Annotated in this window: 20 protein-coding genes; 9 read left to right on the forward strand and 11 right to left on the reverse strand. The window is 46.2% G+C overall.

What is annotated here, in order from left to right:
• The first annotated feature begins 7 nt into the window (after positions 1 to 7).
• The 8 genes from DN748_RS13600 (at position 8) to DN748_RS13635 (ending at position 9,747) form a co-directional block, all read left to right on the forward strand.
• Positions 8 to 1,444, forward strand: coding sequence for an FGGY-family carbohydrate kinase (locus DN748_RS13600; RefSeq protein WP_112372374.1), 1,437 nt, complete (start codon positions 8 to 10; stop codon positions 1,442 to 1,444).
• Entirely contained in the window at positions 1,437 to 2,033 is a 597-nt protein-coding gene (locus tag DN748_RS13605; protein WP_112372375.1) for a histidine phosphatase family protein, read from the forward strand. The genes DN748_RS13600 and DN748_RS13605 overlap by 8 nt, the downstream gene beginning before the upstream one ends.
• Positions 2,034 to 2,193: 160 nt before the next feature.
• Positions 2,194 to 3,576: a hypothetical protein gene (locus tag DN748_RS13610; RefSeq protein ID WP_112372376.1), complete on the forward strand. Its 1,383-nt coding sequence runs from the start codon at positions 2,194 to 2,196 to the stop codon at positions 3,574 to 3,576.
• A 78-nt stretch (positions 3,577 to 3,654) separates the two neighbouring features.
• Complete coding sequence (locus DN748_RS13615; RefSeq protein WP_112372377.1) at positions 3,655 to 5,286, forward strand: AraC family transcriptional regulator; 1,632 nt, start codon at positions 3,655 to 3,657, stop codon at positions 5,284 to 5,286.
• A 163-nt stretch (positions 5,287 to 5,449) separates the two neighbouring features.
• Positions 5,450 to 5,683: a hypothetical protein gene (locus tag DN748_RS13620; RefSeq protein ID WP_112372378.1), complete on the forward strand. Its 234-nt coding sequence runs from the start codon at positions 5,450 to 5,452 to the stop codon at positions 5,681 to 5,683.
• A gap of 31 nt (positions 5,684 to 5,714) precedes the next feature.
• Positions 5,715 to 6,671: a PorP/SprF family type IX secretion system membrane protein gene (locus DN748_RS13625; protein ID WP_236636869.1), complete on the forward strand. Its 957-nt coding sequence runs from the start codon at positions 5,715 to 5,717 to the stop codon at positions 6,669 to 6,671.
• Between the two features lie 116 nt (positions 6,672 to 6,787).
• Positions 6,788 to 9,166, forward strand: a complete 2,379-nt coding sequence (locus tag DN748_RS13630) for an outer membrane beta-barrel family protein (protein WP_112372379.1) — start codon at positions 6,788 to 6,790, stop codon at positions 9,164 to 9,166.
• Positions 9,167 to 9,477: 311 nt separating this feature from the next.
• Positions 9,478 to 9,747 carry a helix-turn-helix domain-containing protein gene (locus DN748_RS13635; RefSeq protein WP_112372380.1) on the forward strand — a complete coding sequence of 90 codons (270 nt, stop codon included), beginning with the start codon at positions 9,478 to 9,480 and terminating at the stop codon, positions 9,745 to 9,747.
• Between the two features lie 71 nt (positions 9,748 to 9,818).
• Here DN748_RS13635 and DN748_RS13640 read toward each other — a convergent pair whose 3' ends face one another.
• The 6 genes from DN748_RS13640 to DN748_RS13665 all read right to left on the reverse strand — a co-directional run bounded on the left by DN748_RS13640 (position 9,819) and on the right by DN748_RS13665 (position 19,154).
• Positions 9,819 to 10,904 (reverse strand): SGNH/GDSL hydrolase family protein, encoded by a 1,086-nt coding sequence (locus tag DN748_RS13640; RefSeq protein ID WP_112372381.1) that lies wholly within the window; start codon positions 10,902 to 10,904, stop codon positions 9,819 to 9,821.
• 33 nt (positions 10,905 to 10,937) lie between these two features.
• Positions 10,938 to 11,714 carry an endonuclease/exonuclease/phosphatase family protein gene (locus DN748_RS13645; RefSeq protein WP_112372382.1) on the reverse strand — a complete coding sequence of 259 codons (777 nt, stop codon included), beginning with the start codon at positions 11,712 to 11,714 and terminating at the stop codon, positions 10,938 to 10,940.
• Between the two features lie 86 nt (positions 11,715 to 11,800).
• Entirely contained in the window at positions 11,801 to 12,622 is an 822-nt protein-coding gene (locus DN748_RS13650) for an endonuclease/exonuclease/phosphatase family protein (protein ID WP_112372383.1), read from the reverse strand.
• Positions 12,623 to 12,642: 20 nt separating this feature from the next.
• Positions 12,643 to 14,376: a RagB/SusD family nutrient uptake outer membrane protein gene (locus DN748_RS13655; protein ID WP_112372384.1), complete on the reverse strand. Its 1,734-nt coding sequence runs from the start codon at positions 14,374 to 14,376 to the stop codon at positions 12,643 to 12,645.
• 19 nt (positions 14,377 to 14,395) lie between these two features.
• Positions 14,396 to 17,782, reverse strand: coding sequence for a TonB-dependent receptor (locus tag DN748_RS13660; protein WP_112372431.1), 3,387 nt, complete (start codon positions 17,780 to 17,782; stop codon positions 14,396 to 14,398).
• A 193-nt stretch (positions 17,783 to 17,975) separates the two neighbouring features.
• Positions 17,976 to 19,154 carry a FecR family protein gene (locus tag DN748_RS13665; protein WP_146746616.1) on the reverse strand — a complete coding sequence of 393 codons (1,179 nt, stop codon included), beginning with the start codon at positions 19,152 to 19,154 and terminating at the stop codon, positions 17,976 to 17,978.
• 343 nt (positions 19,155 to 19,497) lie between these two features.
• Between DN748_RS13665 and DN748_RS13670 the strand changes: the two genes are divergently transcribed.
• A complete protein-coding gene (locus tag DN748_RS13670; RefSeq protein ID WP_112372386.1) occupies positions 19,498 to 20,097 on the forward strand; it encodes an RNA polymerase sigma factor in 600 nt (199 codons plus the stop codon).
• A 119-nt stretch (positions 20,098 to 20,216) separates the two neighbouring features.
• On the opposite strand, the gene tssD is transcribed toward DN748_RS13670, so the two are convergent.
• The 5 genes from tssD to DN748_RS13695 all read right to left on the reverse strand — a co-directional run bounded on the left by tssD (position 20,217) and on the right by DN748_RS13695 (position 25,611).
• Entirely contained in the window at positions 20,217 to 20,603 is a 387-nt protein-coding gene (tssD, locus tag DN748_RS13675; RefSeq protein WP_112372387.1) for a type VI secretion system tube protein TssD, read from the reverse strand.
• Positions 20,604 to 20,906: 303 nt separating this feature from the next.
• Positions 20,907 to 22,091: a n-acyl-d-glucosamine 2-epimerase gene (locus DN748_RS13680; RefSeq protein WP_410528313.1), complete on the reverse strand. Its 1,185-nt coding sequence runs from the start codon at positions 22,089 to 22,091 to the stop codon at positions 20,907 to 20,909.
• Between the two features lie 68 nt (positions 22,092 to 22,159).
• A complete protein-coding gene (locus DN748_RS13685; RefSeq protein ID WP_161554565.1) occupies positions 22,160 to 22,978 on the reverse strand; it encodes an endonuclease/exonuclease/phosphatase family protein in 819 nt (272 codons plus the stop codon).
• Positions 22,979 to 22,983: 5 nt separating this feature from the next.
• Entirely contained in the window at positions 22,984 to 23,826 is an 843-nt protein-coding gene (locus DN748_RS13690; protein WP_112372390.1) for an endonuclease/exonuclease/phosphatase family protein, read from the reverse strand.
• Between the two features lie 18 nt (positions 23,827 to 23,844).
• A complete protein-coding gene (locus DN748_RS13695; protein ID WP_112372391.1) occupies positions 23,845 to 25,611 on the reverse strand; it encodes a RagB/SusD family nutrient uptake outer membrane protein in 1,767 nt (588 codons plus the stop codon).
• Positions 25,612 to 25,616 lie beyond the last annotated feature (5 nt).

Genomic DNA, 25,616 nt, shown 5'->3' on the forward strand with positions numbered 1-25,616 from the left:
AAAAAACATGCGATATTTTTTAGGAATTGATATTGGCACCCAGGGTGCCCGGATAGCTGTAACCGATATTTCGGGAAACCAGGTGATCAGCGGAGAAGAAATTTTTAAACTCACCGAAGATTCCCGGCAGGAACAATCCCCGGAAATGTGGTGGACCTCTTGCCGGACCCTCATACAAAAAAACATCAGTGAAGATGTAAAAAACAGTATAGAAAGTATTTCCGTTACCTCAACTTCGGGAACAGTAATCCCCCTAAACCGGGAAAACAGCCCCTTGTATCCTGCATTGATGTACAGTGATAAAAGATCGGAAAGACAAGGCGAACGCTGTATGCTCACTGCCCGGGAAAACACAGAAGGCTATACCGGTTTTAATGCCTCGAGCGGGTTGTCCAAAATGATCTGGTTTGCCGAAAACCACCCGGAAAAAGCCGGACAAATAGCCCGGTGGGTTCACGCCGCAGATTACATCACAGGCATATTATCCGGTGTCTGGGGCATAACAGACCATACCAATGCCCTGAAATCAGGATATGACACCCGGAACGAAACATGGCCGGAATACCTGTTCTCCGAACTCGGACTTTCCAGGGCGTGGATGCCCGAGGTACGCCCGTCCGGTACGGTTATCGGGCACATGAACCCTGAAATTGCACAAGTCCTCGGCTTTAGAAACCGGCCGAAAATCACTACCGGTATCACTGACGGTTGTGCATCCCAGATCGCCTCGGGAGCTATTTACCCCGGTACGTGGAACACTACCATAGGGACTACACTGGTCATAAAAGGAGTTACCAAAAAGCAAATAATCGACCCGCAGGGAAGGTTTTACAGTCACAAACACCCACAGGGATACTGGATGCCCGGAGGTGCCGGGAATATCGGTGCGGACTGGGTGAGTCATGATTTCGGGAACAAGCTGAACCTCGTGGAAAAAGCGGCTGAAAACAATATTCCTACCGGAAAAATGAGTTTTCCCCTCATACAAAAAGGAGAGCGTTTCCCGTTTATTGCCCCCGAGGCTGTCGGTTTCGGCCCGGACGATATTTCCAGAGCCGTTCTCTACGCCTCCAATATGGAAGGGGTGGCCTTTGTAGAACGAATGGCCTATACCCTGGCACAAAAACTGTCCGGAGAAAACATTGAAGCGGTCTATACGGCCGGGGGAGGGAGTAACAGTGCCTTATGGCTGAAGATCAGGAGCAGTGTGCTGAACTTACCCGTATATAAAATGAAACACACTTCCGGGGCCTTCGGTGCCGCTGTCTTGGCCGCTTCACAAACTTTTTTCGGTACGCTTGCGGAAGCGGGGAAAGAACTGATCCGGATGGAAAAAGAAATTCTTCCCGATGCCGGACTGAATGAAGCTTATGAAAAACAATACGAAAAGTTTCTCCGCCTGATGGAGACAAAAAAATACATTAAACAAGAAGATTATGCTTAACATATACCTTGCACGGCACGGGGAAACCCCGTTCAATGCCGACGGTAACCGATACTGTGGAAAAACAGATGTGGAACTCAATGAAAAGGGCATATCGCAGGCCGGAAATTTGCGCAACCTTATCCGTAACATCCGGTTTGACGCAGTGTACTGTTCTCCCCTCAGACGGGCATATAAAACGGCTGTTACTGCGGCCCCGGACCGGCAAGTATGCATAGACAAAAGATTGACAGAACTGGATTTCGGCCGCTGGGAAGGAAAGACCCGAAGCGAATTTATTGCCGAAGCCCCCGACCTGTGGCACCTCTGGAATACCGACCCGGAACATCATCCCGCCGGAGGGACAGGTGAAACGGCATCAGAACTTGTAAAACGGCTTTCCTCCTTTATGGGAGAGTTACACACCAATCATCCGGAAGGCAATGTACTCCTGGTAGCCCATAATGCGGTAAATCGTTTCCTGATGGCACATCTTCTCGGTATGCCCTTAAAAAACTACCGGAAGATCCGCCAGCAAAATTCCAGGCTCTCCCTTATCTCATTTTCGGAAACAGAGGGCTATGTACTGGAACAGCTCAACTGTAGTTAAACTTGCCAAAACATCTCTCCCGTAATACCTGAGTTCCACAAATACAGGGGTTTCGTCCGGAAGACCGGAAATCCCTGTTTTCGACTATATTCCGTTTTTATCCAAAACAGTACCTTTGAAGCTGTTTTCAACACGCCGTTAAAAAGTATAGTCATTTTACATGGAATCATTCTCCTTTAATTTTCAAAACCCGAAGGCTGCCCGTTATCTCGTGGGCGGACTACTGGTATCGTTTGTACTCATAGGCATTGTGGTAGCCTCAGATTTCATAAATGCTGTAGATTCCGAATTTTTAAGTATTGCTGTTTTCCTGGCCGCCATGCTGCTCCCCCTGGGAACAGGTATCTATCTTATGATCACAAAAGGAAAAGCCAGGGATCGCATTACCCTGACTGACGACGCTCTGAACTCTGAATATTTCGGCCGTATTCCCTACGCGGAGATCAGTAAGGTCTATGATGCCAATATTTTTACGGCCCCACCGCCTTCCCTGAAAATGCGCCTGAAAACGGGAAAAAAAATAATGTGGCCGCTGAGTGACCAAAGCAGCCTGTACAACAGTAAAGAAGACCTTCAAGTCTTTTTACAGTTCAAGGAAGCCCTCTCCGGCAAACTGGAAAAATTCTACGAAACACGGCAACAGGCGCCCGTTACAACACCTGCAACGCATTCCGGACCGGCCGGTACAGCACCTGTGCAGACCGTACAGGCCGATACTCCGGACCGGCAGCTTAAAAAGAACATCGCAAAGAGCAAGAAAGGAACCTGGGCCATCCCTTTAAGCCTTGCCCTGGGACTCCTTGCCCTGGCACGCACCTGCGGATCGGACTGGGTTAAAAAAGACCAGCCCGACTTTTACAAAATGCATCAGCAGTCGGAGGAACTGCACGATCATTATCTGCAGCGGGCCAGGGGCATATTACAGGAACGCCTTCAGACCGAAGGAAGGCTTTTCCTCTATTCCAACGACCCGGAGGCCAGGCTTGGCCTGCTTCCTCCCGTGTATTACGACAATCCTACGGGCATTGAGACTTTTGAATACAACAATGCCATAAACGACCTCCGGAATTTTGTACAGCACCCGGACTCCGTCGGCCTCAGCCTGATACTATCTGACGGTTACGGGGATTCGAGAGAACTCAAAGGGACCGTATGGGACTATTCCGCTTCCGGGAACAAGGCCCTGTTTTTAAGGATATACGACCCCGAACACAGGATCAAACCCCGGTATAACTCCAATATTACGGACAGTACCGACTATCCCGTACTGGAGCATATGTGGAAAGTACCGGTTACCGATTCCATTTCCCCGGATCAGAGCCTGGAAACATCCCTCCCCGGATTTAACATGCTGCTCTCCATGGTAAGGCATAATGCTCCATCCTGTAAACTTTATCTGGCCGCCCGCGAAAAGGACGGTGTTACCGCAGAACGTTTCAGGGAGGCCGTACACATACTCAACAGGGCTTTGCACCACGTACAGGCCGATACCACGGCCTTTACCCTGAAAACCATCGACAATGGCGGGGACCTTTTTTTCTGACAGCACCATAATGATCATGGTTGCATATACAAATACATCAGAAAACAGCGTTATAGACATTCACACCTTAAAAAGAAGATGCCTTACCTGCCGATAATTTTTCTCTGTTTATTCTTTTTCCCGGCATATACGCAGGAAAGACTTTCCCTGGAAACCGCCGGGCAACAGGCACAGTACTATCTCGAAGAACTACAGGCCCGTTACCGGGACGGGGACTACGAACTCCACAAGGCCTACAGCGACTCCCTGCTGGACATTACCCGAAAATACGGATTCAATGACCTGGAAGTCATGGCTATAGTCAACCAGGCTGTATATTACAATCATGTCAATGATTATGAAAAGGCACTGGAACGCTATTATCTTGCCCTGGAACAGAGTGCATCGATCAGCAGCCGCGACGTGGCCAGGACCGTTATCCTGGTCAATATCGGGAATACCTACAACAATATAGGAGCTCATGATAAAGCCATAAGTACGATGGATACCGTACTCCTCCGTTCCCGCAGGTACCCGGTCCCGCCTCATACCGAAATATCGGCCTATAACGGGCTGGCTACGGCCTATTCGCAACTGGATGACGAAAAAACCGCCATGGATTATCTCCTTAAGGTAAAAGAAAAAGGAGAACAGCTCAAAGATACTGCGATCATGGTTACCGCCCTCAACAATCTGAGCAGCTCCTACCTGGAATTACAGCAATACGACCGTGCCCTGGAAACTGCCTCATCATCACTACAACTGCTTCAGGACAGGGAAACAAGGGGAAAAACACTTGCCCTAATCAACAAGGGGCTCGCTTACTTACGCCAGGGAGAGGCCGGGGAAGCCCTGGGCTATCTGAAAAGGTCGGTAGCGTTGGCAGCACGACAGAAAAGCAGGGAGCTGCAGATGGAAAGCCACAAATACCTCGCGGAATGCTATGAAGCTCTCGGGCAGCTCGAAGACTCCTACAGGGAACAAAAACACTATACCCGGCTGGTCGGGGAAAAAATGGACGAAAGGACCGGTGCCCTGAACCTGGATCACGAAAAAGAGAAAACCGAAAGAGAAGAAAACCTCGCCCTCGCACATCGGGAAAAAGAGGTACTCAAAGAGCGCCAGCAATGGTTTATTGCAGTCATAGCCATAGTGCTTTCGGTACTGACCGTACTCCTGGTCTCTGTTTATCTTAAACGCAAAAAGCTGGAAAAACGGCACACCCATCTCCTGAAAAACCTGCTTGACATTACGGAAGAGAACAACACGCTGAAGTCCGGAATACAGCAGGTTGCCGAAAGTTCGGGGCCCGGCGGGGCTACCCTGCAGGATACGGAAAACGAAACCGAACCTCAATATAAAAATTCTTCCCTCACCCCGGGAGACCGCCGGAAACTCATGGAACGCATCACCGAGTTTATGGAAACCGACAAGCCATATCTCGACCTCGACCTGGACCACGCCCTGCTGGCCTCAAAACTGGGAATAAGTAATAATCACCTCTCTGAAGTACTCAATCGCTGTTTTAAACAGAATTTCTATAATTTTATAAACCTCTACAGGGTCAACGAAGCCTGCAACCTGATGCAATCGGAAGATCACAAGGATGCCAAACTTATTTCCATAGCCTACGATTCCGGTTTTAAAAGCAAATCATCCTTTAACCGGGTCTTTAAACTGCATACGGGATATACCCCCAGCGCATACCGGAAACGTTACGGGGAGGCATAAGCCTGGTTCAACATTTCCATATTCCATAATACCCATAAACAGGTCTCACTCCTTAGGATGAAACATTTCTCCCCCTCTCCTTGAATATTTTTGCCGCGGTAACGGAAATACAGACAGGCAAGATATTACGGGAACCAGCTATACCCCTGCTGTTTCCCGGCAAGTGAACACCACCTACTATGTTACCGTTGTGCCTTTGGGAGCACAAGGCAGTGCTACCGGGTGCCCCGAAATGAATTTTATTGCGAAAAACCCGGTATCCGTCCCTTCATGTATCCCCTCAGCGGCCCCGCTGGCGGGGCCGCTGAGGGGACAAGTACCTGCTTTTTACGAGATCCTGACCCGGAAAAACAGGCAGTGGGCAGAGGTAAAAGGATTCCCGGACATAAAACGGTAATATAAAAACCAGTAACCATCAATAAAAAAACATGGGGTATAAGCATAATATAAACACACCTGTTACAGGAGCAAAAGTCCGGAATTACTGCATATACGCCATGATCCTGCTGATAGGGGGAATGTATTCTGCCCGTGCCCAACAGACCGCCCTGTTCCCGGAATACAACGAAAATCCTTTTGTCATAAACCCTGCCTATGCAGGAATGGGATGGGGAGCACAGGCAGCCCTGGCCCACTCCGGTTTTACAGACCAAAGTTTCGAAGGCAGTGCTGAGAATTCCTCCCTGAGTGTTCACCTGCCCCTGTCCCGGGGTAAAATGGGACTGGGCGCCGCTGCCATCCGCGATAAGATAGGGGTTACCACCAATACCCGTATCTATCTGGCCTATTCCTACAAGATATTTTTCGACCTGAAAAGCGACCGCCCTTCATGGCAGATCTATCATCAGCATGTATTGTCGTTCGGGTTAACCGCAGGATTGCACCAGCTCCGTGACAATCTTCTGGAGCTGGGCATCCCCGACGACCCGGTGTTTGCCGAAAACATCCATGCTTCCATCCCGATGGTCGGGGTGGGCTTCCTTTACAATCGCGCCGATTTCTACATCGGGATATCTGCCCCGAATATACTGGGAGACCGGCTTGCATCAAGAGACGACCTCAAACTGTCTAACCCTGTCTACGGTTATGCCGGGTACCGTTTTTACCCGAACCGCTACAATGAAAATATCATCCTGAAACCCAATATTCTGCTAAAACACGAAGACGGTGCTCCCGTGCAGATAGACCTTAACCTGGCTGCCAGTTTCCGGGACAGGTTTGAATTCGGCGCCGGGTACCGCAGCAGCAGCGCCGTAAATCTCCTCGCCGGAGTACGCCTCTTCAGACAGTTAAGGATACTGTACCACTATAACATAGGCGTAAAAAACACCTTATTCGGCAATACACACGGAATCGTATTGTCGTACGATTTCAGCAATCATTAATTTTAACAGCCCGCTTTCCGTTTCACGTAGGTTTTATTCCTCCTTGCGTAGGCCGATCTTTATACGAATGGATATTTTTGTCCTCTTGTTATTTACACAAATCCATTCCTGCAAAAATGAAAAGTATCCAGCGACACTATATTGTTTTTCTGCTCTTTATCCTTCACTTCCTTTTTGCCAGTGCCCAATCGGACAAAAGCATCGGAATTACGGGAAAGATTACCGAACAGAACGGCCTTCCCATCGCTTATGCCACCGTATTGCTTATCGACCTGTCCGACAACAAGGTCATTACCGGGACTACCTCGCTGGAAGACGGTAGTTTCGCACTCTCATCTCCGCATGAAAACATATCCCTTCAAATAAGTTTTATGGGATTTGAGACCAGGGAGATCCGGGACCTTTCCGTAAACGGAAATACTGTTGACGCAGGATCTGTCATATTAAAGGAGAATGCCGAAGAACTCGACGAGATCGTGGTAAGCGGGGAGCGTTCTTCTACAGAATTCCGTCTCGACAAGCGGGTATTCCACATAGGAAAGGAACTCAGCAACGCCGGTGCAAGTGCTCTCGAAGCACTGAACAATGTGCCCTCCGTTACCGTTAATATGGAAGGACGGATCAGCCTGAGGGGCAGCCAGGGAGTGCAGGTACTGATCAACGGAAAACCTTCCGTGCTTACCAGCGGCGACAGCAATGCGCTGGGGACGCTTACGGCAGACATGATCGAAAGTATAGAGGTCATTACCAATCCTTCCGCAAAATACAATGCGGAAGGGACCTCCGGGATCATCAATATTATCATCAAAAAAGAGGAAAAACAGGGTACTCACGGTTCAGCTACGGTAAACATAGGCATTCCGGACAATAATAGCCTGGGCCTCAGCCTGAACCGACGTACGGAAAAGTGGAATATCTTCGGACAGTTGGGGATCGGACGCCGGACGTTCCCGGAAGAAGGCACTGTTATAAACAGGGATTTTCTCAAAGGTACCGAACTGCGTATGGAAGGCGACCGTGATCTCACCGAAAAATTTTACAACATCAATCTCGGGGCCGACTATCATTTCAGCTCTTCCTCGGTCGTTACACTCTCGGGACGATATGCCCTGGAACTCGAGGACTCCCGTTCCGACTTTAATTACCTCCTTACCGATAACATACAGGAGACTGCCGATAGCTGGATAAGGAGCGAAGACGGTGAGGCCGACAATCCGAAATTCGAATACGAACTCCAGTACCGGAAAACTTTCGACAAGGAAGAGAAGCATTCGTTACTGCTCGCAGCACTGGGGTCGTATTTCAGCAAGGACAATTCCTCCCTCTACACCACCGTAGAAGACGGCGGAAGCGAAGATATGCTCCAGAAAATGAAAACCGATTATGAATTGGCAGAATACACCTTTAAGGGCGATTATACGCTGCCCCTTTCGGAAACCGTTGGCCTGGAAGCAGGATCGCAGTATGTCATCACACGGGTAACCAATGATTACGAGGTATCAGACCGGGAGGGTAATGACTGGATTGCCGACCCTGGATTTACCAACATCTTCGAATACCGGCAGAACGTGCTGGCTTTTTATGCTACACTGGCCTATGAGAAAAAAGACTGGGGAATAAAAGCCGGTCTGCGTATCGAAAACACAGCACTGTATACCCGCCTGGTTACTCCCCCTGAAAAAAACAACAGGACCTATACAGACTTTTTCCCTACACTGCATACCTCCTATAAAATATCCGGTGCCTTCTCCATACAGGCCGGGTATTCCAGGCGTATAAAACGGCCCTCACTCTGGGACCTCAACCCGTTCTATTCCATCCAGAACGACTACGATGTCTTTGTCGGAAACCCCTACCTTGATCCCGAATACACCGATTCTTATGAGCTGACCGCCATCACCAAATGGAACGATATCTCCTTTAACGCCGGTATCTATCACCGGCATACTACGGATGTTGTGGAGAATGTGCTCGACTTCGGGAACAATACCGCCGTAGTGAGCCCGGACAATGTAGGCTCCGGCAGCACTACGGGGGTAGAAGCCAATGCCAAATACAACATATCGGAATGGCTCTCACTTAACCTGGATTTCAATTACAATTACATGGATCGCAACGGAGAACTCGACAATATCTCGTTCGATTTCAATACAGATCAATGGCAAACCAGGCTGCTCACCAAACTGAAACTTCCTGCCGATGTCGACCTGGAATTCATCGGAAACTACCACTCCGAATACCGGAATGTACAGTACACCATGAATGACAACGCATATATGGACATGGGAATACGAAAAAAGATCCTGAAAGGGAAACTCGTACTGAACATGAGTATACGCGACGTATTTGCCAGCCGGAGATTTAACCCTGTAACCCTTACAGAAGATTACAGCCAGTACAAGAATGAAAAAAACGGTCGCTTCGTTATTTTCGGGCTGAGTTTCGGTTTCGGAAAGGGAGAAGCCATGGAATACTCCGGGGTCAAGCAGTTTTAAGCATTGTTTTCCCTATAGTTGCTCTTTATCTCCACCATTAACCCGGCCCGGAGAAAACTCCAATAGTATCATGGAAAGGCCGGAGGTTCTTTTCCCGCCCCCCAATATATTCATATCAAGTTATAATACATTCCTCTAAAATCTGTTTGTACTGACACAGAAGCTCTTATACCGGTAAGATCTTTTCTTTTAAGCATCATTCATCAATTATAAAATGTAAAAAACACAAATTTTTCTTAATTGTGGTCTAATAAGACTACAATATATACTTATAAACTTTTGAAATTTCTTTACTTAAATTCTTTGCAAACATGGATGAAGAAAAAAGAAAAGAATTCCTGCGGTTATTCGGATTGCAAATCAGAAAGATACGTACAGAGAAACGAAAGTTAAGCCTCCGGGAACTCGCCAGCAGATGTGATGTAGAACACAGTAAGATCGCCAAGATCGAGAAGGGCCAGATCAGGATACAGCTTCCTACCGTCTTTGAACTGGCTGAAGGACTCAATGTACATCCCCGGGAATTGTTTAATTTCAAGTTCGAAATCGACGATAAGGACCTTAAGCTCTTAAAAGGCTGAATAATATTCGGAGTACAAACCTGTGAAAAATTATTTTGAATCTTTTTTAAACCTTCTTTTCCGTCACAAATCTACTCATCTTCCGGGAGTATCTCCACAATCAGCGGATACAGCCTGTCGGCCATTCTCATATGTCCCACATCGGTAAAATGCGTACCGTCTATGGTAGCTTCGTGATCGTTCCCTATAAGCCCCTCACTGCCAATATAGTATAATTTATCCATCCCGCCTTCTTTCATGTCCAGGTATGCTTTTCTGAAAGCGGCGTTCTGCCCGCTTACGGTTTTTTCCCATTCCCGGTCCCAATGGGCATGCTCCCTGAAAACACTTTCTACCATTAAAACGGGAATATCCGGATGGGCTTTTCTCAGGGTTTTAACAAAAGGAACTGTCCTGGTCCTGATCTGTTCCACGGAAGGATTGGGTACGCAGTCAAGCACAAACAGATCGGGGGTGATCCCGGTCAGGGCTTCCGCCATTTCCATTTCCATTTTTCCTGATCCGCTGAACCCCAGGTTGTAAATATCTGCATTCAGTTTCCGCCCCAGTACGGAGGTAAAAGCCATTCCCGGCCTGGAAGCCGAAGCTCCCTGGGTAATACTCGAACCGTAAATCGCTATTTTCCGCTTCGGCAGCAGGGACCCGTCTGCCGGCAGGATGGTGCTTTCCGGGTCTATACCGATCTCCATCTTTTTAACACCGGTATACAATGGAAAATATATCCTGTAATGCCTCATCTCCCCTGACATGTTCTTAATAAAAGTCCATGTATTCTCTTCTCCCGAAGGTCTGGCAGAAGAAACATACTGCCATTTACCGTCATTCCAGCCGTAAAGATCAAGGCCATCGACAGCAATAGGGGTCATGTTGGACAAGACCTTATACCGGTCCAATTCCCATTTTACGGTAATGAAAGAAGCATCTGTCTTAAAGACAACATTAAACCCTGCCGTATTTTTTGAAAGCGCCTTCAGCCTTTCGGAAAATCCCGCAGTCAAAGCTTCGTCAATCCTGTAAAAATTTACGGCATCGGCAATATCCGATTTGCCCAATAGCTCAAACCGGGATATGTCAACATACCTGATCTCTTCATGCTCCTGGGCATAAATTCCCAATGTACCTAAAGTAAAGAAAAATATAAGAATGTATTTTAGCATGATGTATGGTTTAAACAGGATTAGCTTTTCTTTTTACGGTTTGATCCTCACTGTGGCGCTAACAGGCAAATGGTCTGATAGCCGTATACCGCCATAAACCGTATCTACCACCTTTTCCCATTGTTCTCCGGGCCGGCAAAAGATATAATCGATCTTGTATTTCGGGTCTTTTGCAGGAACCGTCTTTTTATCTGTTCCGGAAAGGGATAACCAGCCGGACATCCCGTTCCTGATCTCTTCCGACTCGGGACGGGCATTAAAATCACCCGACACGATGACCGGATAGGGCCTGTTTTGCAGGACTTCATTGAGCCTTTGTACCTGTAGCTGCCTTTCCCTGGTATTGGTATAATCCAGATGCGTACTTACAAAGGTAAAATACTTCCCTTCTTCATATTCTATATCGGCGATCAGCATGGCTCGCTGCTCTTTACCGTTTTCCGTACGGGGCAAATATACGCGATCTGTAGAAGCAAAAGGATATTTGCTGAGAATACCGATGCCGTAGTACCCTCCCTTATAGAGAATGGTTTTGCCATAAGCACAGAACATCCCGGTACGAAAACCCAGTTCGGTGATAAAATCTTTCCCGTTCTGTTCAGGGGCCCTTTCGCGGTATGTGCGTACATCGACTTCCTGCAACGCTACCACATCAGGTTTTTCATTTTTTATGAATGCCGCCAGTTCCTCCAGCGAGGCCAGCTCCCCGAAACGCAGGTTGTAACTAAGCACTTTAAGCGATCGTTCCTGTGCCTGAAGGTGTGAACACAGCACAAGGGAAAAAACGAATACTATTCTTATCGGTTTCACGTGTTTGTTTTATGGTTTTCAACAGTCATAAGTAACCGGCACGACCAAAATCCGTTTCAGTCATGCCGGTCCGTCTTATCTTTCCTTTATTTTATTTGCAGTACCGAAACAACAGGGAGGTGATCGGAAGAGAGGTTCCCGATAACCTGGTGTGATAGCACCTCAAAACTATTCTCCGGCCTGAACATGATATAGTCCAGTTCCCTGTTCGGTTCTACCGACGGAATGGTAAAACAATCGGTTTTACAGGTTTTCCGGTAGCCGTATTCCATAAAGGATGTTATGGTTTCCGAATCCGGCCTGGCATTCAAATCACCTCCAAAGATAACAGGGTTATCCGAATCACTTAAGATCCTGTGGATCTCCGGAACCTGGATTTCCCTGTTCTCTGCAGTTAATGCCAGATGTGTATTGGCAATGGTGATATCCTTACCCTTCACCCTGATATCCGCCGTAACCAGTACCCTGTAACTCACATATTGTTCTCCCAGTTCTACCCGGGGCAACTTAAAAAGCTCAGGGTCAGACAAGGGGTAGCGGGACAGAATGCCTATCCCTGTCTGCCCGCCCTGATAGTCTATCGCCCTGCCGTAGAAATAGGATGAAAGACCGGTTCTCTCAGACAAAAGCTTCAATTGATCCGCATTACCGCTACGTGTGGTGTTTTTATCTACTTCCTGCAAAAATACCACATCAGGTTTTGCTTCCTCAATGACTCCGGCTATCGCTTCCAGGTCTGAAATACTGCTCCCCAGCGGGGAGCCATATTTTATATTGTAGCTCATTACCGTGATCGTATCAGGATCTGCCGTGTCCTCCCATCCGGGGTCCTTTATCTCTTCATGAGTTCCGTGACAGGACACTATTTCGAGGAAAAACAGTATGGTGAGTATGATGAATCTGTTCATTTCAGAAAATTTTCAGTTTATTACCACCCGGGATTTTGCCCGAGATTTTCATTTTTGGTCCTTTCCGCATAGGGAACCGGCCACAGGTAATGTTTTGACGGATCAAAATTCCTGAGACCTCCTTCTTTCCGGGATTTCTCATAAATGATATTTCCAAATTCATCGACCCCGTTATCCGGAAAGGGGTTTCCTCCGAGGTCGTTCTCACATACATTAACATTCGGACCTATTACGGCTTTTCCCAGGAGCTTATCTCCGTTTTTCCATCGCAGGATATCGAAATATCCCATCCCGTCGAGCGACATCTCCACCCTTCTTTCCCTGTGGAGTTCGGTTTTGAGGTCCATGCCCCATTCCGACAGTTCGGAGAGGACCATGGGGTGCATTCCCACCCTGTTCCGCAATTTGTTAACGGTCATATCGATCTGGTCCTGGGTCAGGGATTCCCCCTGAATGTTAAACATGGCCTCGGCATATATCAATAACACCTCTGCGTAACGGATAACGTTGATATTGGTATGATCGCGATTGTAGTCTGAGGCGATTTCGGGATTGTTGTATTTTTTGAAATAAAACCCCGTAAGCCCATTTGCCCCGATCCGGTTATTGTTCTGTAAAGCGGCAAACCTGGGCAGGCTGAACACGGGATTGGCCACATCCACATCGGCGTCGCCATCGTCCCCTCCCGGCCATTCATCTCCGGGTGAGTATAGGGTAAGCGACATACGCGGGTCCCGTTCTTCAAAATAATCGGAATAGTGCTGCTCCGGATAAGTATACAGGTCAGACAGTGTCACATTGTCCTGCCCGTAGTACTCCAGTCCTTTTTTGGCGGGCTTGCCATCGGTGCACAGATAAGCATCTACAAGTCTTCTGGAGGCATTAAACCTGATATAATCCACAGGTTTACAGATATAACCGGAGAGGTTGTGCATCCTGAGATCCTCGGCATACAGACTGAACATTATCGCTTCCTTATTGGCCGGATTTACCTCCGTATCCCCGTTTAACCGGTACAAGGCCAGGTAATCGTCATAAAGTGCATACGGTCCGTTATCCATGATCTCTTTTGCGGTTTCCGCAGCCACTTCCCACATTTCATTCTGCAATGCGATCCTGGCTTTCAGGGCAAGTGCTCCCCAGCGGTTGATACGGCCGAGATCGTCTCCGGACGGAATTTCACCACCCAATTTCTCCGCGGCCCAATCCAGGTCATCCATGATATACCCGATCACCTCTGCCCTCGGGGTACGCGGGCCATATGCTTCGGAAGAACTGATAACCTTGGTAACCAGGGGCACATCGCCGTAGTAACTCGTAAGCCAGAAATACTGAAGTGCCCTGAGCACCTTGGCTTCGGCGGCATAAGAGTCCTTTACCTCCTGGTCTACTTCCGCCTCGTCGTAATGGTCCAGAAAATTATTACAATTGAAAATATGGCCGTAAGTATAATTCCAGAACGAGGAGATCGGAAATCCGTCCAGGGCGGTATGGATACCTCCGGGCACTTTGCTCAAACCACTGTTCAGATCTCCCCATTCCACATCAGGGCCAAATATATCGGGATACATGACAAGCTCATACTGAAAGCCGTCGTAACAAGGATAGAGCGCGGCTTTTAACTGGTCTTCCGTTTGCCAGTATGTTTCGTTGGTCACGGAATCCAAAGGGTATTTGTCCAGAAAATCATCCGAGCAACTCCCGGACAAAAAAACTGTAAACAAGATGATATTTATATACCTGAAATTTTTCATTTCCCGTATGATTTTTAAGTTAGAATAAAAGCTTTACGCCCAATGAAAATGTCTTGACCTGCGGATAGTTATCCCCTGAAGTCTCTCTTACTTCCGGGTCAAAACCACCAAAATAATCCGTAATGGTAAACACATTTTCCATAGACATATAGATCTTGAAGTGCTCTACGAAAAACTTGCCGGATAGTTCCGAAGGAAGCGTATATCCGAACTGCACATTTTTCAATCTCAGATAAGAAGCATCCTCAAGCCAGTAATCGGAATAGACGGTATTGTGGTCGGGCTGATAATACATTCTCGGGTAGGAAGCCCCCGGGTTGTTCGGGGTCCACCGGTCCAGGTGTGCCGTTTTGGGAACGGAGTAATCATTGATAAAGGCATGACGGGCCTCATCGGCGAGGTAACCATTCACCTTCCCTACGCCCTGAAAGAAGAATGAAAAGTCGAAATTCTTCCAGTTGACAAATCCCCGGAACGAATAATTATAACGGGGATACGGGTTTCCGAAGACCACCTTGTCATAATCGTCAATCTGCCCGTCAGGTTCCCCGTTCTCTCCGCTGATATCCCTGTAAACAACATCTCCCGGCTGTATGATATCGGCATAACTGCTGATCACTGCAAATTCCGGGTTTTCGTACCTCCCGGTAGTTTCGTTATAGCTCTCAAAATCATCTACCTGGGCCAGACCGTTGGTCAAATAGCCGTAATAGGCATTTACGGGGTCTCCTTCCCTGCGTATCCTGTCGCCCAGATAAGGAGCACTGGTACCGAGGTCGGTGACCTTATTCCTGGCATCGGATAAATTTGCGGAAATCCCGTATTCGACTTCCCCTATGTTATCGTGCCATCCGACATTGATTTCCCATCCCTTGTTTTCTATGGAACCGATATTTTCAAGAGGCAGATCGTCGGAAGACGTTTTCCCGATAATACCGGGATAAATAGGCTTTAACAATGCATTGGTATTGTTTTTCTCAAACCAGTCCAGCGACAGCGACAGCCGATAGTCCAGCATCTGGATATCCAGTCCGAAATTCAGCATCCGTATGGTTTCCCACTGAATATTCTGATTGGCCAGTGCGTACTGTCTGAAACCTACATTTTCCCTGTTACCGATAGGATAGGCCTTTGTCTGTCTTTCGATCTCCGTCAGATAAGGATAATAACTGCTCCCGATATTCTGGTTTCCCAATTCCCCCCACGAACCGCGTAATTTTCCCAGGTTCAGAACAGATCCGGAGAAATCCATGAATTGCTCTCTGGAAAAATTCCACCCGGCGGAAAAAGAAGGAAATACTCCCCACCTGTTTTGCTTCGAAAATCTCGATGTACCGTCGTAACGGATATTGGCTTCAAAAAGATATTTTTCATCCAGATTATAATTGAACCGGCCAAAATACGAACGTATGGCCCAATGCTCTGCCGTACCTCCGTTGACAATATCTTCGGTCCCGACATCTATTTCCTCCACACCGTCGAGCAATATATTTCTTCGGGATGCCGAGAGCACGGGAAGGTATGCCCATTCCTGGGAAAACCCGGCCAGGAATTTGATGTCGTGCCTGCCCAGCTGCTTTTCGTAATTCAGGGTGGTATTTAAGGTTTGGGTAACAATGCTCCTATGAGTCTGCGATATACTGTTCTTCGCATTTTCATTGGAAGGATTGGGAGTACCATCTGCCAGGAACCTCGGCATGGTGGGCCGCCACGATTTGACATCCTGTGTATAGTAATTATAGGAATAACGCGCATTGGCATACATCCCCTCAAAGAGGTCCAGCGTCGCTTTAAAATTACCGTTAAACGTCCTCGAGTTGACCTTGGTATATCCCGACTCATAAGCTGTCCGTACCGGGTTGGGCACGGAACCATACGACCAGTAGGGAGAATCCGTATATCCTCCTTCATCATTTTCAAGCTGCCATCTAACCGGCAACAGGGGAGATATACGCTGGCTGAGACGGAAAACGCCTCCTGTTCCCGACCCCCCGATATTTCTTCTGGCAAAATCCACATAACTGATATTGCCATCCAGCTTTAACCGGTCGGTGACCTGCGTAGTCAACCGCAGCCGCACATTGTGCCTGCTCGATTTAAACCCGTCGCCCACGATCAGCCCGGTCTGGTCCAGGTAACCGTAAGACATGAAATAGGACGTTTTTTCCGTACTTCCGTTAACATTAAAATTGTGGCTCTGCTGGGTGGCATAGTCCTTATAGATAAGGTTTACCCAGTCTGTATTGGAATAATCATTGGGAAAGTTTCCGGAATCGTAATTGGCAAAAGCCTCTTCCGAATACGGAATAGCTATGCCCCTGGCCCGGCGTGCTTCGTTGGAAAGCGTCATATATTCTCTTCCGTTAACCAACTCGGGCAGGGATGTAGGCTTCTGTATCCCGAAATTGCTGGAATAGCTGAACTTCGTTTTCCCCTGGCCCTGTTTGGTAGTTACCAGTATGACCCCATTGGCAGCACGGGCCCCGTATATTGCCGAGGAAGCAGCATCCTTCAGCACGGTAATGCTTTCCACATCGTCGGGGTTCAGAAGATTCAGGTCTCCCCCGGCTACTCCGTCGATCAGGATCAGGGGGCTGGTACTACTGTTAATGGTATTTACCCCTCTCACTGTAATGTTCATTCCCGGACTCCCCGGTTGCCCGGAAGAAGACGTAATGGTAACTCCCGGCAATAATCCCTGGATTCCGGTACCGACATTGGCTACCGGCCGGTTCTCCAGAACATCCCCCCTGACCTCCGATACGGCCCCCGTCAGATTAGCCCGTTTCTGGGTTCCATATCCTACTACTACAACCTCTTCCAGTACCGATCGCTCTTCTTTCATGACAATATCGATACGTTCACGGCCATTGACCTCTATTTGCCGGGTGGTATACCCCATATAGCTTGCCTCGAGAATCGCATTTTCGGGTACCTCAATCGTATAATTTCCGTCAAAATCGGTGATGGCCCCATTTGTGGTGTTCTTTTCCACTATATTGGCACCCGGTACCGGGGCTCCCGTATCGGCATCCGTAACCGTCCCGCTTACGGTAATGACCGATTGTACCCCCATAATACTTCGTGAACCCGATCCCGGAGGATACCGTACCTCCGTCAAAAAGATCTGGTTCCCTATAATTTCATATCCGGTCTTCGTATCGTTAAAGATCGTTTCCAGAACATTCCGGATATTTTCTTTATCGACCCTGATCTCAACAATACGCTGCAGATCCACATCTTTTATCTTATACACAAACTTATAATCCGTCTGGCTTTCGATCGTGTCGAGCAGCTGCGTCACTTTTACTCCCTTCATGTTCAGGGTAATGATATTCTGCGAATAAGAATCCCTGGCCTGCAGGCCAAAGAGGGAAATAAAAATGAGCAATAAGGAAAGCTTCATTTTCAGGCTGGTTTTAAAAAAAGAATGTTCAGTAATGCTATGGCATAGTTTTTTCATACCTTTAATGTCTTAAATGTTGGTGATACTCGTTTTTCAGCCACATTTCATATCGGGGAGAATGCTGCAACATTCCCCCGATTTATGACCGTTTTCTGGCAATAGTAATTTTACTTCATCTCATTTTTTTCAGGGTTTAAGGGTTTATAATAATACGCTGATCTTCTTTCCGGGTATAATGTATCCCGTAAATGGTCTCAAAATAATCCAGGATCGCCTCTATGGGTTCGTTCTCAAAACCGGCGTTGAACTTTTCCTGCCCCAGAGCCTTATCATTATTGACAATCCTGATGTTGTAATGCCTTTCCATCTTCTTGAGGATATTGTCAAAACTCATATTTCTGAAAACCAGTTCCCCCTTCATCCAGGCCGTATAAATCCCGGTATCCACCTCATCGATCTCCAACCCCTTATCCTTATGATCGAAATTTGCCCGTTGTCCGGGTTCCAGAACAGCCAGTGCTTCACGGTTCCCCGGGGCTCCCAGTTTTACCGAGCCTTCTACCAGTACTACATTGGTCACCTCGTCTTCCCGGTAAGAAGAAACGTTGAATTCGGTACCCAGAACCTCGACTTCCAGGTTCTCTGCGGTGACAATGAAAGGTTTATTCTTATTCCCGGACACCTTAAAAAAAGCTTCTCCCCGAAGAACGACCTCCCGTTTATCCGTATTTAAAAAATTTACCGGGTATTTCAGGGAAGACCCCGCGTTCATATAGATCTCGCTGCCGTCAGACAACCGGAGTTCAAAATGCTTGCCGTACGGAACTCTTAACGTATTGTACCCGGCACTGCCGTTATCCGATGCGCTATCGCTATACACCAGTCTATTCCCTTCCTGTTCCCCTACTACATTCCCTTCCTTATCGGTAAGCTGAAGCTGTCCGTGCTCCGGGAGCACCATTACTTTCCCGTCTTTGGTTTCCAGGACGATGTGTTCGGAAGCCAGGGATGCCGGAGCCGTTTTCAGGCGGTCTTTTACCCAGCCGAAATATCCGCCTATTCCCAGCAATACGATAAAAACCGCTGCTACCGGAACATACTGAAGTATTGCTCTCTTTTTCCGGAACCTGTCTTTTCCGGTGTTTTTTTGCGCTTCGCCCTTTTTCAGTATCCAGTCGTAAATTTCATCCGCCCTGTCATTGCCCATCTCCGCCCGTTCCTCCAAAGTCTCCAATACTTCTTCCACATACGGGAATTCCTCTCCTGGCTCATCCTGCCGCAGATATACTACCAATTCATCTACTTCTTCCGAAGTACATTCCCCTTTTACAAATTTGTATAACAGTTGTTTTATATAGTCTTCACGCTTCATTTCCGGACCTTTATATATAATACCGCCGACCCGGCTCAAACTACTATAGGAAGACCATTATTTTTTTATTTTCTTCAAAAAAGACTTAGAAGTACCCTTCTTTCCGGGAAAAACATAACCTTAACCTAACAAATATTTGTAGCACGGAACATCCGTAATTACACATGATTTCCTATATTGCACCATAACAAATTCATCCTCAAGGCTCTTTTGACTGTGGAAAAATCCGCCGTATTCATGGTAAGACAATCTCAAAAAGCCGGAACCGAATGTTTATTTGTATCCCCATATCACAGGCAAGGGAATCATTGAAATCTCTTTTTTATCAAAACGGGATATCCGAATGGCTAAAAACAAGGAAAATACTGACAAACTATTGGTTTTAAAGCTCAGGGAAGGAAATGAACAGGCTTTCCGGAAACTCTTTGATCTTTACCGGCAGGATGTTTATGCCTACAGTTTAAGCATATTGAAATCGCCCCCCCATGCAGAAGAAATTGTCCAGGAAGTATTCCTCAGGGTATGGCTGAAAAGGGAAGGGTTAAACCCTGAACTGTCTCTCAAATCGTATATATTTACCATCACCCGAAACCTTACCCTCAACCTGTTGACGAAAATGGCCAACAACAAAAAACTTCTGGAAGCCATCTTTTATAAAAGCCAGGCCGGGGAAACCATGGACAGGGAATTTTCAGAACAGGATTATGCCTGGCTCGAGTCCAGGGCCATGGAAAAACTACCTCCACGCTGCCGGCTGGTTTTTCAAATGTCCAGAAACCAGGGTAAGAGTTATGAAGAAATTGCCCGTGAAATGGGCATTTCCGTCAATACGGTCAAATACCAGATGAGCAAGGCAATGGGCATTATAAGAAAGTTCCTGGAAGTAAACAGCGATATCGTGTTTATGATTGCCATTATAACCCTCATGGATTTATTTTCCTGAATTTTATATTTTTTACCGTAATTGTTATTTCAGGAAAAACATAAACAAAGGGGACGGCACTTCACCATCCCCCGGTCATATTTGATTTGTTCGTTACAGAAAAAAACGGACAGGGGCAGCTATACCCATTCGTTGGTATGGTTACCACCGCCACAATCCAGCATTCTGCAGGATACCGTAAAGGTCTCCGTCAGGGGATTGTCTCCGTTGTGATCAAAATTCTCCTTGTACTTCACCATATACCCTTCGGTAAATTTCATTTCCTTCAGCTTGGCCTCAGTATCCCGCTTCAGGTAGGTTATGGTTCCGTTCTTGCGTTCGAAATTATTGGTCATCCACTCATAGAAGAAAGAATCTCCGGTGGATTCTACCGTAAAATTAATGCGCCCTCCACGGGTTACCGATGAAGGACGTCCTGTGGCATCTACTTCCTGTGCCAGATCGTAGCTGACGTTCAAGATATTTACTTTCTTGCCGCCAACATCCAGTGTTGCTTTAAATGACATAATACTTAAAATTTAAATAATTAAGGTTAACTAATAAAAAATACCAAATCAAATATTGAATTAAAGAGTTTGCAATATATTAAATGCTAAGTTTTTATGCAAAATATAACGTTAAAAAATTGTTGTTTTTTGTTATTCATAATGAAGTTAATTCATACATAATTTCTGTCTTTCCTACGATTTTAAAGGAAAAATGAGGTTATAGCATAGTATATCCAAGAAAAAAAGGACCATCCTTGTACGGACAGTCCTTGTTAAAAATTACCATAGAAACCGAAGATCTATTCCTAAATAAACCTCAGGTTACGCTTTGCACTCCATATTTCCGGCATATTCTTCCAGGTTTTTCATAAGTAAAGAAAGTATCATCAGTCCTCTGGGAACATGAAAACAGCCCTTCCATTTTCCACCTTTCAGTTCCAGGTTAACTTTTCCTTCACGAGTAAGGTAACCGAACCACTCTCCGTACTTTTCGTCTACAAAATGTTCCCAGGTATAATCGTGAAGCTTTACAAACCACTCCCAGCATCTCATATCACGGGTCAGATAGAAGCCTTTCAAGCAGGCTATCATCGCTTCAATATGCGGCCACCACAGTTTTTGACTCCATTCCAATTGTTCCGGTGGCGACCCTTTCAGGTCCATAAAGTAATACAGGCCGCCGTATTTACCATCCCATCCGTATTCCAGTGTTGAAATAACGATATCCACCCCCTTGAGTATAAGTTCCGAATCCCCCTGCCTTTCGGCAATATCCATTAAAAACCACAAGGTTTCCAATCCGTGACCAGGATTGATATGTCGTCCCTGAAACGAATCACTAATTTCCCCGTTAAGACCGACATTTTCCAAAATAATCCCATATTCCGGTTTGTAAAACTGGTTCACAATTTTATCTTTGACTGAATTGAGTTGTTGCTCAATAACCTCTCCATGCAATATATGGTCCAGTTCCAGTACCAGATTACTCAAAATCATGGGCAAGCCCAAATTCTGCAGTTCACGGGTATTGGGATAGGCCTTATTGTACTTTCCCTTCGGATTTTCCTGGCGTTCCAATATATTCTGAAAAGTGGTTTTTGCAATCTCAGTATATCGCGATTCGCCGGTAATTTTGCTCAATTGTCCAAAGGCCATGGCAGCAAAACAATCTGAAAAAATATTATATGGCTGTACCAGCGGATGTCCTTTCCGGTCTAAAGCAAAATACCAGCTGCCATCCTTTCCCCTCCCATAGTTTTCCAGAAAATCTGCTCCATGCGTGGCGATTTCCAACCAGTTTTTATCAGCACCAAAATTGCCATACAGCTTTGAAAATGTCCAAACCTGTCTGCATTGCAACCAGATGAACTTATCAGTATCATATACATTACCGTTGGCAGTAAGACAGGTAAAATATCCCCCGTATTCTTTATCCAGAGAATAGTTTTCCCAAAAAGGTACGGTTTGTTTCAGCAGATTATCCTGATATATATTTTTATAAGATATAAAAGTTTCTTTAGTCAAGCTCAACATTTATTTTCATTTATATCATTCTGTTAAAAACAGAACCAATTTTAATATTCCAATTTCATCACAATAGGCAGATGATCCGATGCATACGTTTCATTAACAGTATAAAAATCAACTATATCAAACGTCGATAACCCGATGCCATTTAACAGAAAATGATCGATAGCACGAATGGGGTCCGGTGTAGGTGCCGTATTGGGGCAGGTTTCACAAGCCCTTTTAAAATCCGGCTCTATATATTGCCAGACCTGATTGTCAGGCAACATGTTAAAGTCGCCACCGATAATAATCGGAAAATCTGCATAGTCTTTCAGAAAGGCAATCATTTCCCTGGCATGTACAGCCCTGTATTCATCGATTTCATGATGGTCTAAATGTGTAGTTGCAAAAAGCAGTTTTTTCCCCCTTGCTATTTCGACCTCTACCACACCTATTGTTCTTGGCTCTACTTCCAATGTGGCTCCTAAAATCTGTTTATTACTGTTTATAATGGCATATTTTGATAAAACGGCCAGACCATACGCCCCATTCGAACGGTCTGTTGCCTTCGCAAAATAAAAATGCATCCCCAGTTTATCGGCAATCGCTTTTGCCTGATCCAGATGCTTTCCGGAACGCTCGGTAAACCTGTCTACTTCCTGTAAAGCTACCAAATCCGGATCTTCCTTCTCAATGGTACGGACAATGGCATCAATATCCACTATATCCGGTTTTGACGGTGGTTGTGCAATATGAATATTATACGACATCACCTTCAGGGTATTCTTTATCACTTCCTTTTCTTCTTCACTGCCCTTGTTTTTCCTTTCATTAGCACAGGATGCGAAACACAGCAGGGCAAAAAGCACATATAAATATTTCATCTTCATCATTTTTTATTTTGGTCTGTTGTAAATTTTAACTCCATGACAAGCGGTAAGTGGTCTGACGCATACGTTTCCGGAATCGTGTAATAATCGTCAATTTCAAATATGGAATCCGCCGTTTTGTTTATAAAAAGATAGTCTATGGTGGTTCTTGCATTGGAAGCGGGAAAGGTTCCCGGGCAAACAACATCGCATCCCCTTGTAAATGCTGTATTGAGAAGGTTCCATATCTCGTTGGTCGGAGGCATATTTAAATCTCCGCCAACTACTACGGGGAGTTCCGGATAGGTGTCCCTCAGATAAATGATCATCTCTCTCGCCTGGGCCCGCCTGCTCTTATCGGTGAGGTGGTCCAGGTGAGTGGCTCCGAAAATTACTTTTTGACCGTTTTCCATTTCAATCCGGACCACACCAATACTTCTCATAAAAGCCTCCACCCCATCAGCTCCCGGCAATAAATGAGTGTCTGATGCCTCTATCGGATATCTGGACAAGATAGCCTGTCCTATTTCTCCTCCGTCCTGATTCATGGCTTTTGCAAAATAATAGTTCATTCCGGTCCGTTCCGCTATTTCCTTTGCCTGATCCAGATCATTCCCCGAACGATTTGTAAATCGATCTACCTCTTGTAAAGCTACCAGATCCGGATTCGCTTCCTTAATTACATTCACGATACCATTGATATCCACAACCCCGGGTTCCGATGGCGGGTTTGCAATATGAATATTATAAGACATTACCTTTAAGGTTCCCTTTGTTCCGTTTCCTTCTCCGTCAGGATGACCTTCATCATCGCCAGAGCAAGAAAGAAGGAACACAGCCAACAGCACAAATATATGTTTCATATGATTTTTTAATTTAGTTTACCATCCCGGATTCTGTCCCAGTTCCGGATTCATCAATCTGTCTCTTTCCGGTATCGGATACAGGTAGAACTTATCGTTCCAGGTAATAGAGATATGCTCAAGCCAGGAAATTTCACCCCTGTTGCCATTAGACAGCCTCATGGGGTTTACGTCTCCCCTGATATTATCAGATACATCTACATAAGTTACTCCGGGAAGCTGATTAGGAGGGGTACCCTGGTAAAACAGCACGTCGTTAACCCCATCGTCATTCAAATCCATAGGCACATTTAATTCCGCAACATAAAACCCATTCCAGTTTTTTTCAAACAAGTCTCCTTTGGCCCATCTCACAAGATCGTAAAACCTGAAGCCTTCAAGAGCCAGTTCAATTCCGCGCTCTCTCCTCACTTCCAGCAACACCGGATCTGAAATACCCGGATAAAACTCAGCCTGCAGATAAGGATCCACCGTGGTAGGCAAAGCCGTTGTTCCGTTGGTTATCCCGGCCCGGCGCCTTAATGCTCCGACAGAAGTATTCCAATCCTCGTCGGTCAATGTTCCTAATTCCGCCAATGCTTCAGCATAATTGAGCAATACCTCGGCGTAGCGAATAACCGGAATTATATTGTCATTGTTGCTTCCGCTATCGTAAAAAGCATCTTTCAATACCCATTTAACAGGCTGATAACCTGTGTATGTATATGAAAATACCGGAGGAGAAGCAACGATTTCACCACCTATCACGCGTTCGTATCCCGGTGTACGTATAGTTTGTGACAAACGCTCATCCCTTTGGTATGTCTCCTCCGGAAAACCAATTCTCGAATAATTCGGTTTCGATGTAAAAGGTGTACCGTCTATACTGAGGTAGGTATGGACAAAACGGCGTGTTAAATTTAACCTGTCTCCATAAGTGGAACTGGTATAATACCAGTTGGCATCATGTAAAATACCCAGTTCCAAATCGTATATATTGGCCAGAATCACTTCTGAAGTGACGACCGATTTGCTCGTAAACAGATCGTAATAAGGAGTGTTCCCGGAAGTATTCAATGAAAAACCACCTTCATCGATCACTAATGCTGCCGCATCAGCAGCCTGTTCGAACAAATCATTTGCAGTTTCAACAAGTCCATAATCGGTATGATATTTCCTGAAAGCACCCTCAAATAAAGCTACTCTCGACTTAAAGGCCGCTGCCACATATCTGGTGATCAGAGAACGCGAGTCATCACTTTCCGCAGTTATATGGGATATGGCATAGTCCAGGTCACTGAGAATAGAATCCATAACCACTACCCTGGAATCTCTTCCCGCATAAAGTATTTCATCTTCCTCCACATCAATGGTTTTTGATACCCAGGGCACATCACCGAACCGCTTTACCTTGTCAAAATAGAACCATGCCCTGAAAAACCTCGCAAGACCATTGTAATGATCACGAACCTCCGGCGAAAGTTCATCACTATTATTATTTTCAAGAAAGTAATTAATATTTCTCAGCCTGTCCCATGTCCATCCCGAACTTTGTTGCGGGCCAAAGGCACCTTCCCTGAAAAAATCAGGAACTTCCTTTCTCGCGGCAATATCAGACATATTATCGGCCCTGATAATATCTGTGGCATCAGGCAGTATAGTGTAAAAAGAGTTGGCGTACAGATTCAACCCGCTTTCGGAGTTAAATACCGCTTCAGGGCCTACCGCAGATACCGGTTCCTGGTCCAGCTCGCTACAACCTGCCATCGTCAAAATTACCAGGCCAGCGTAAAATATGTTTTTCATAATTT

Source organism: Sinomicrobium soli (assembly GCF_003285545.1).
Lineage (GTDB): Bacteria > Bacteroidota > Bacteroidia > Flavobacteriales > Flavobacteriaceae > Sinomicrobium.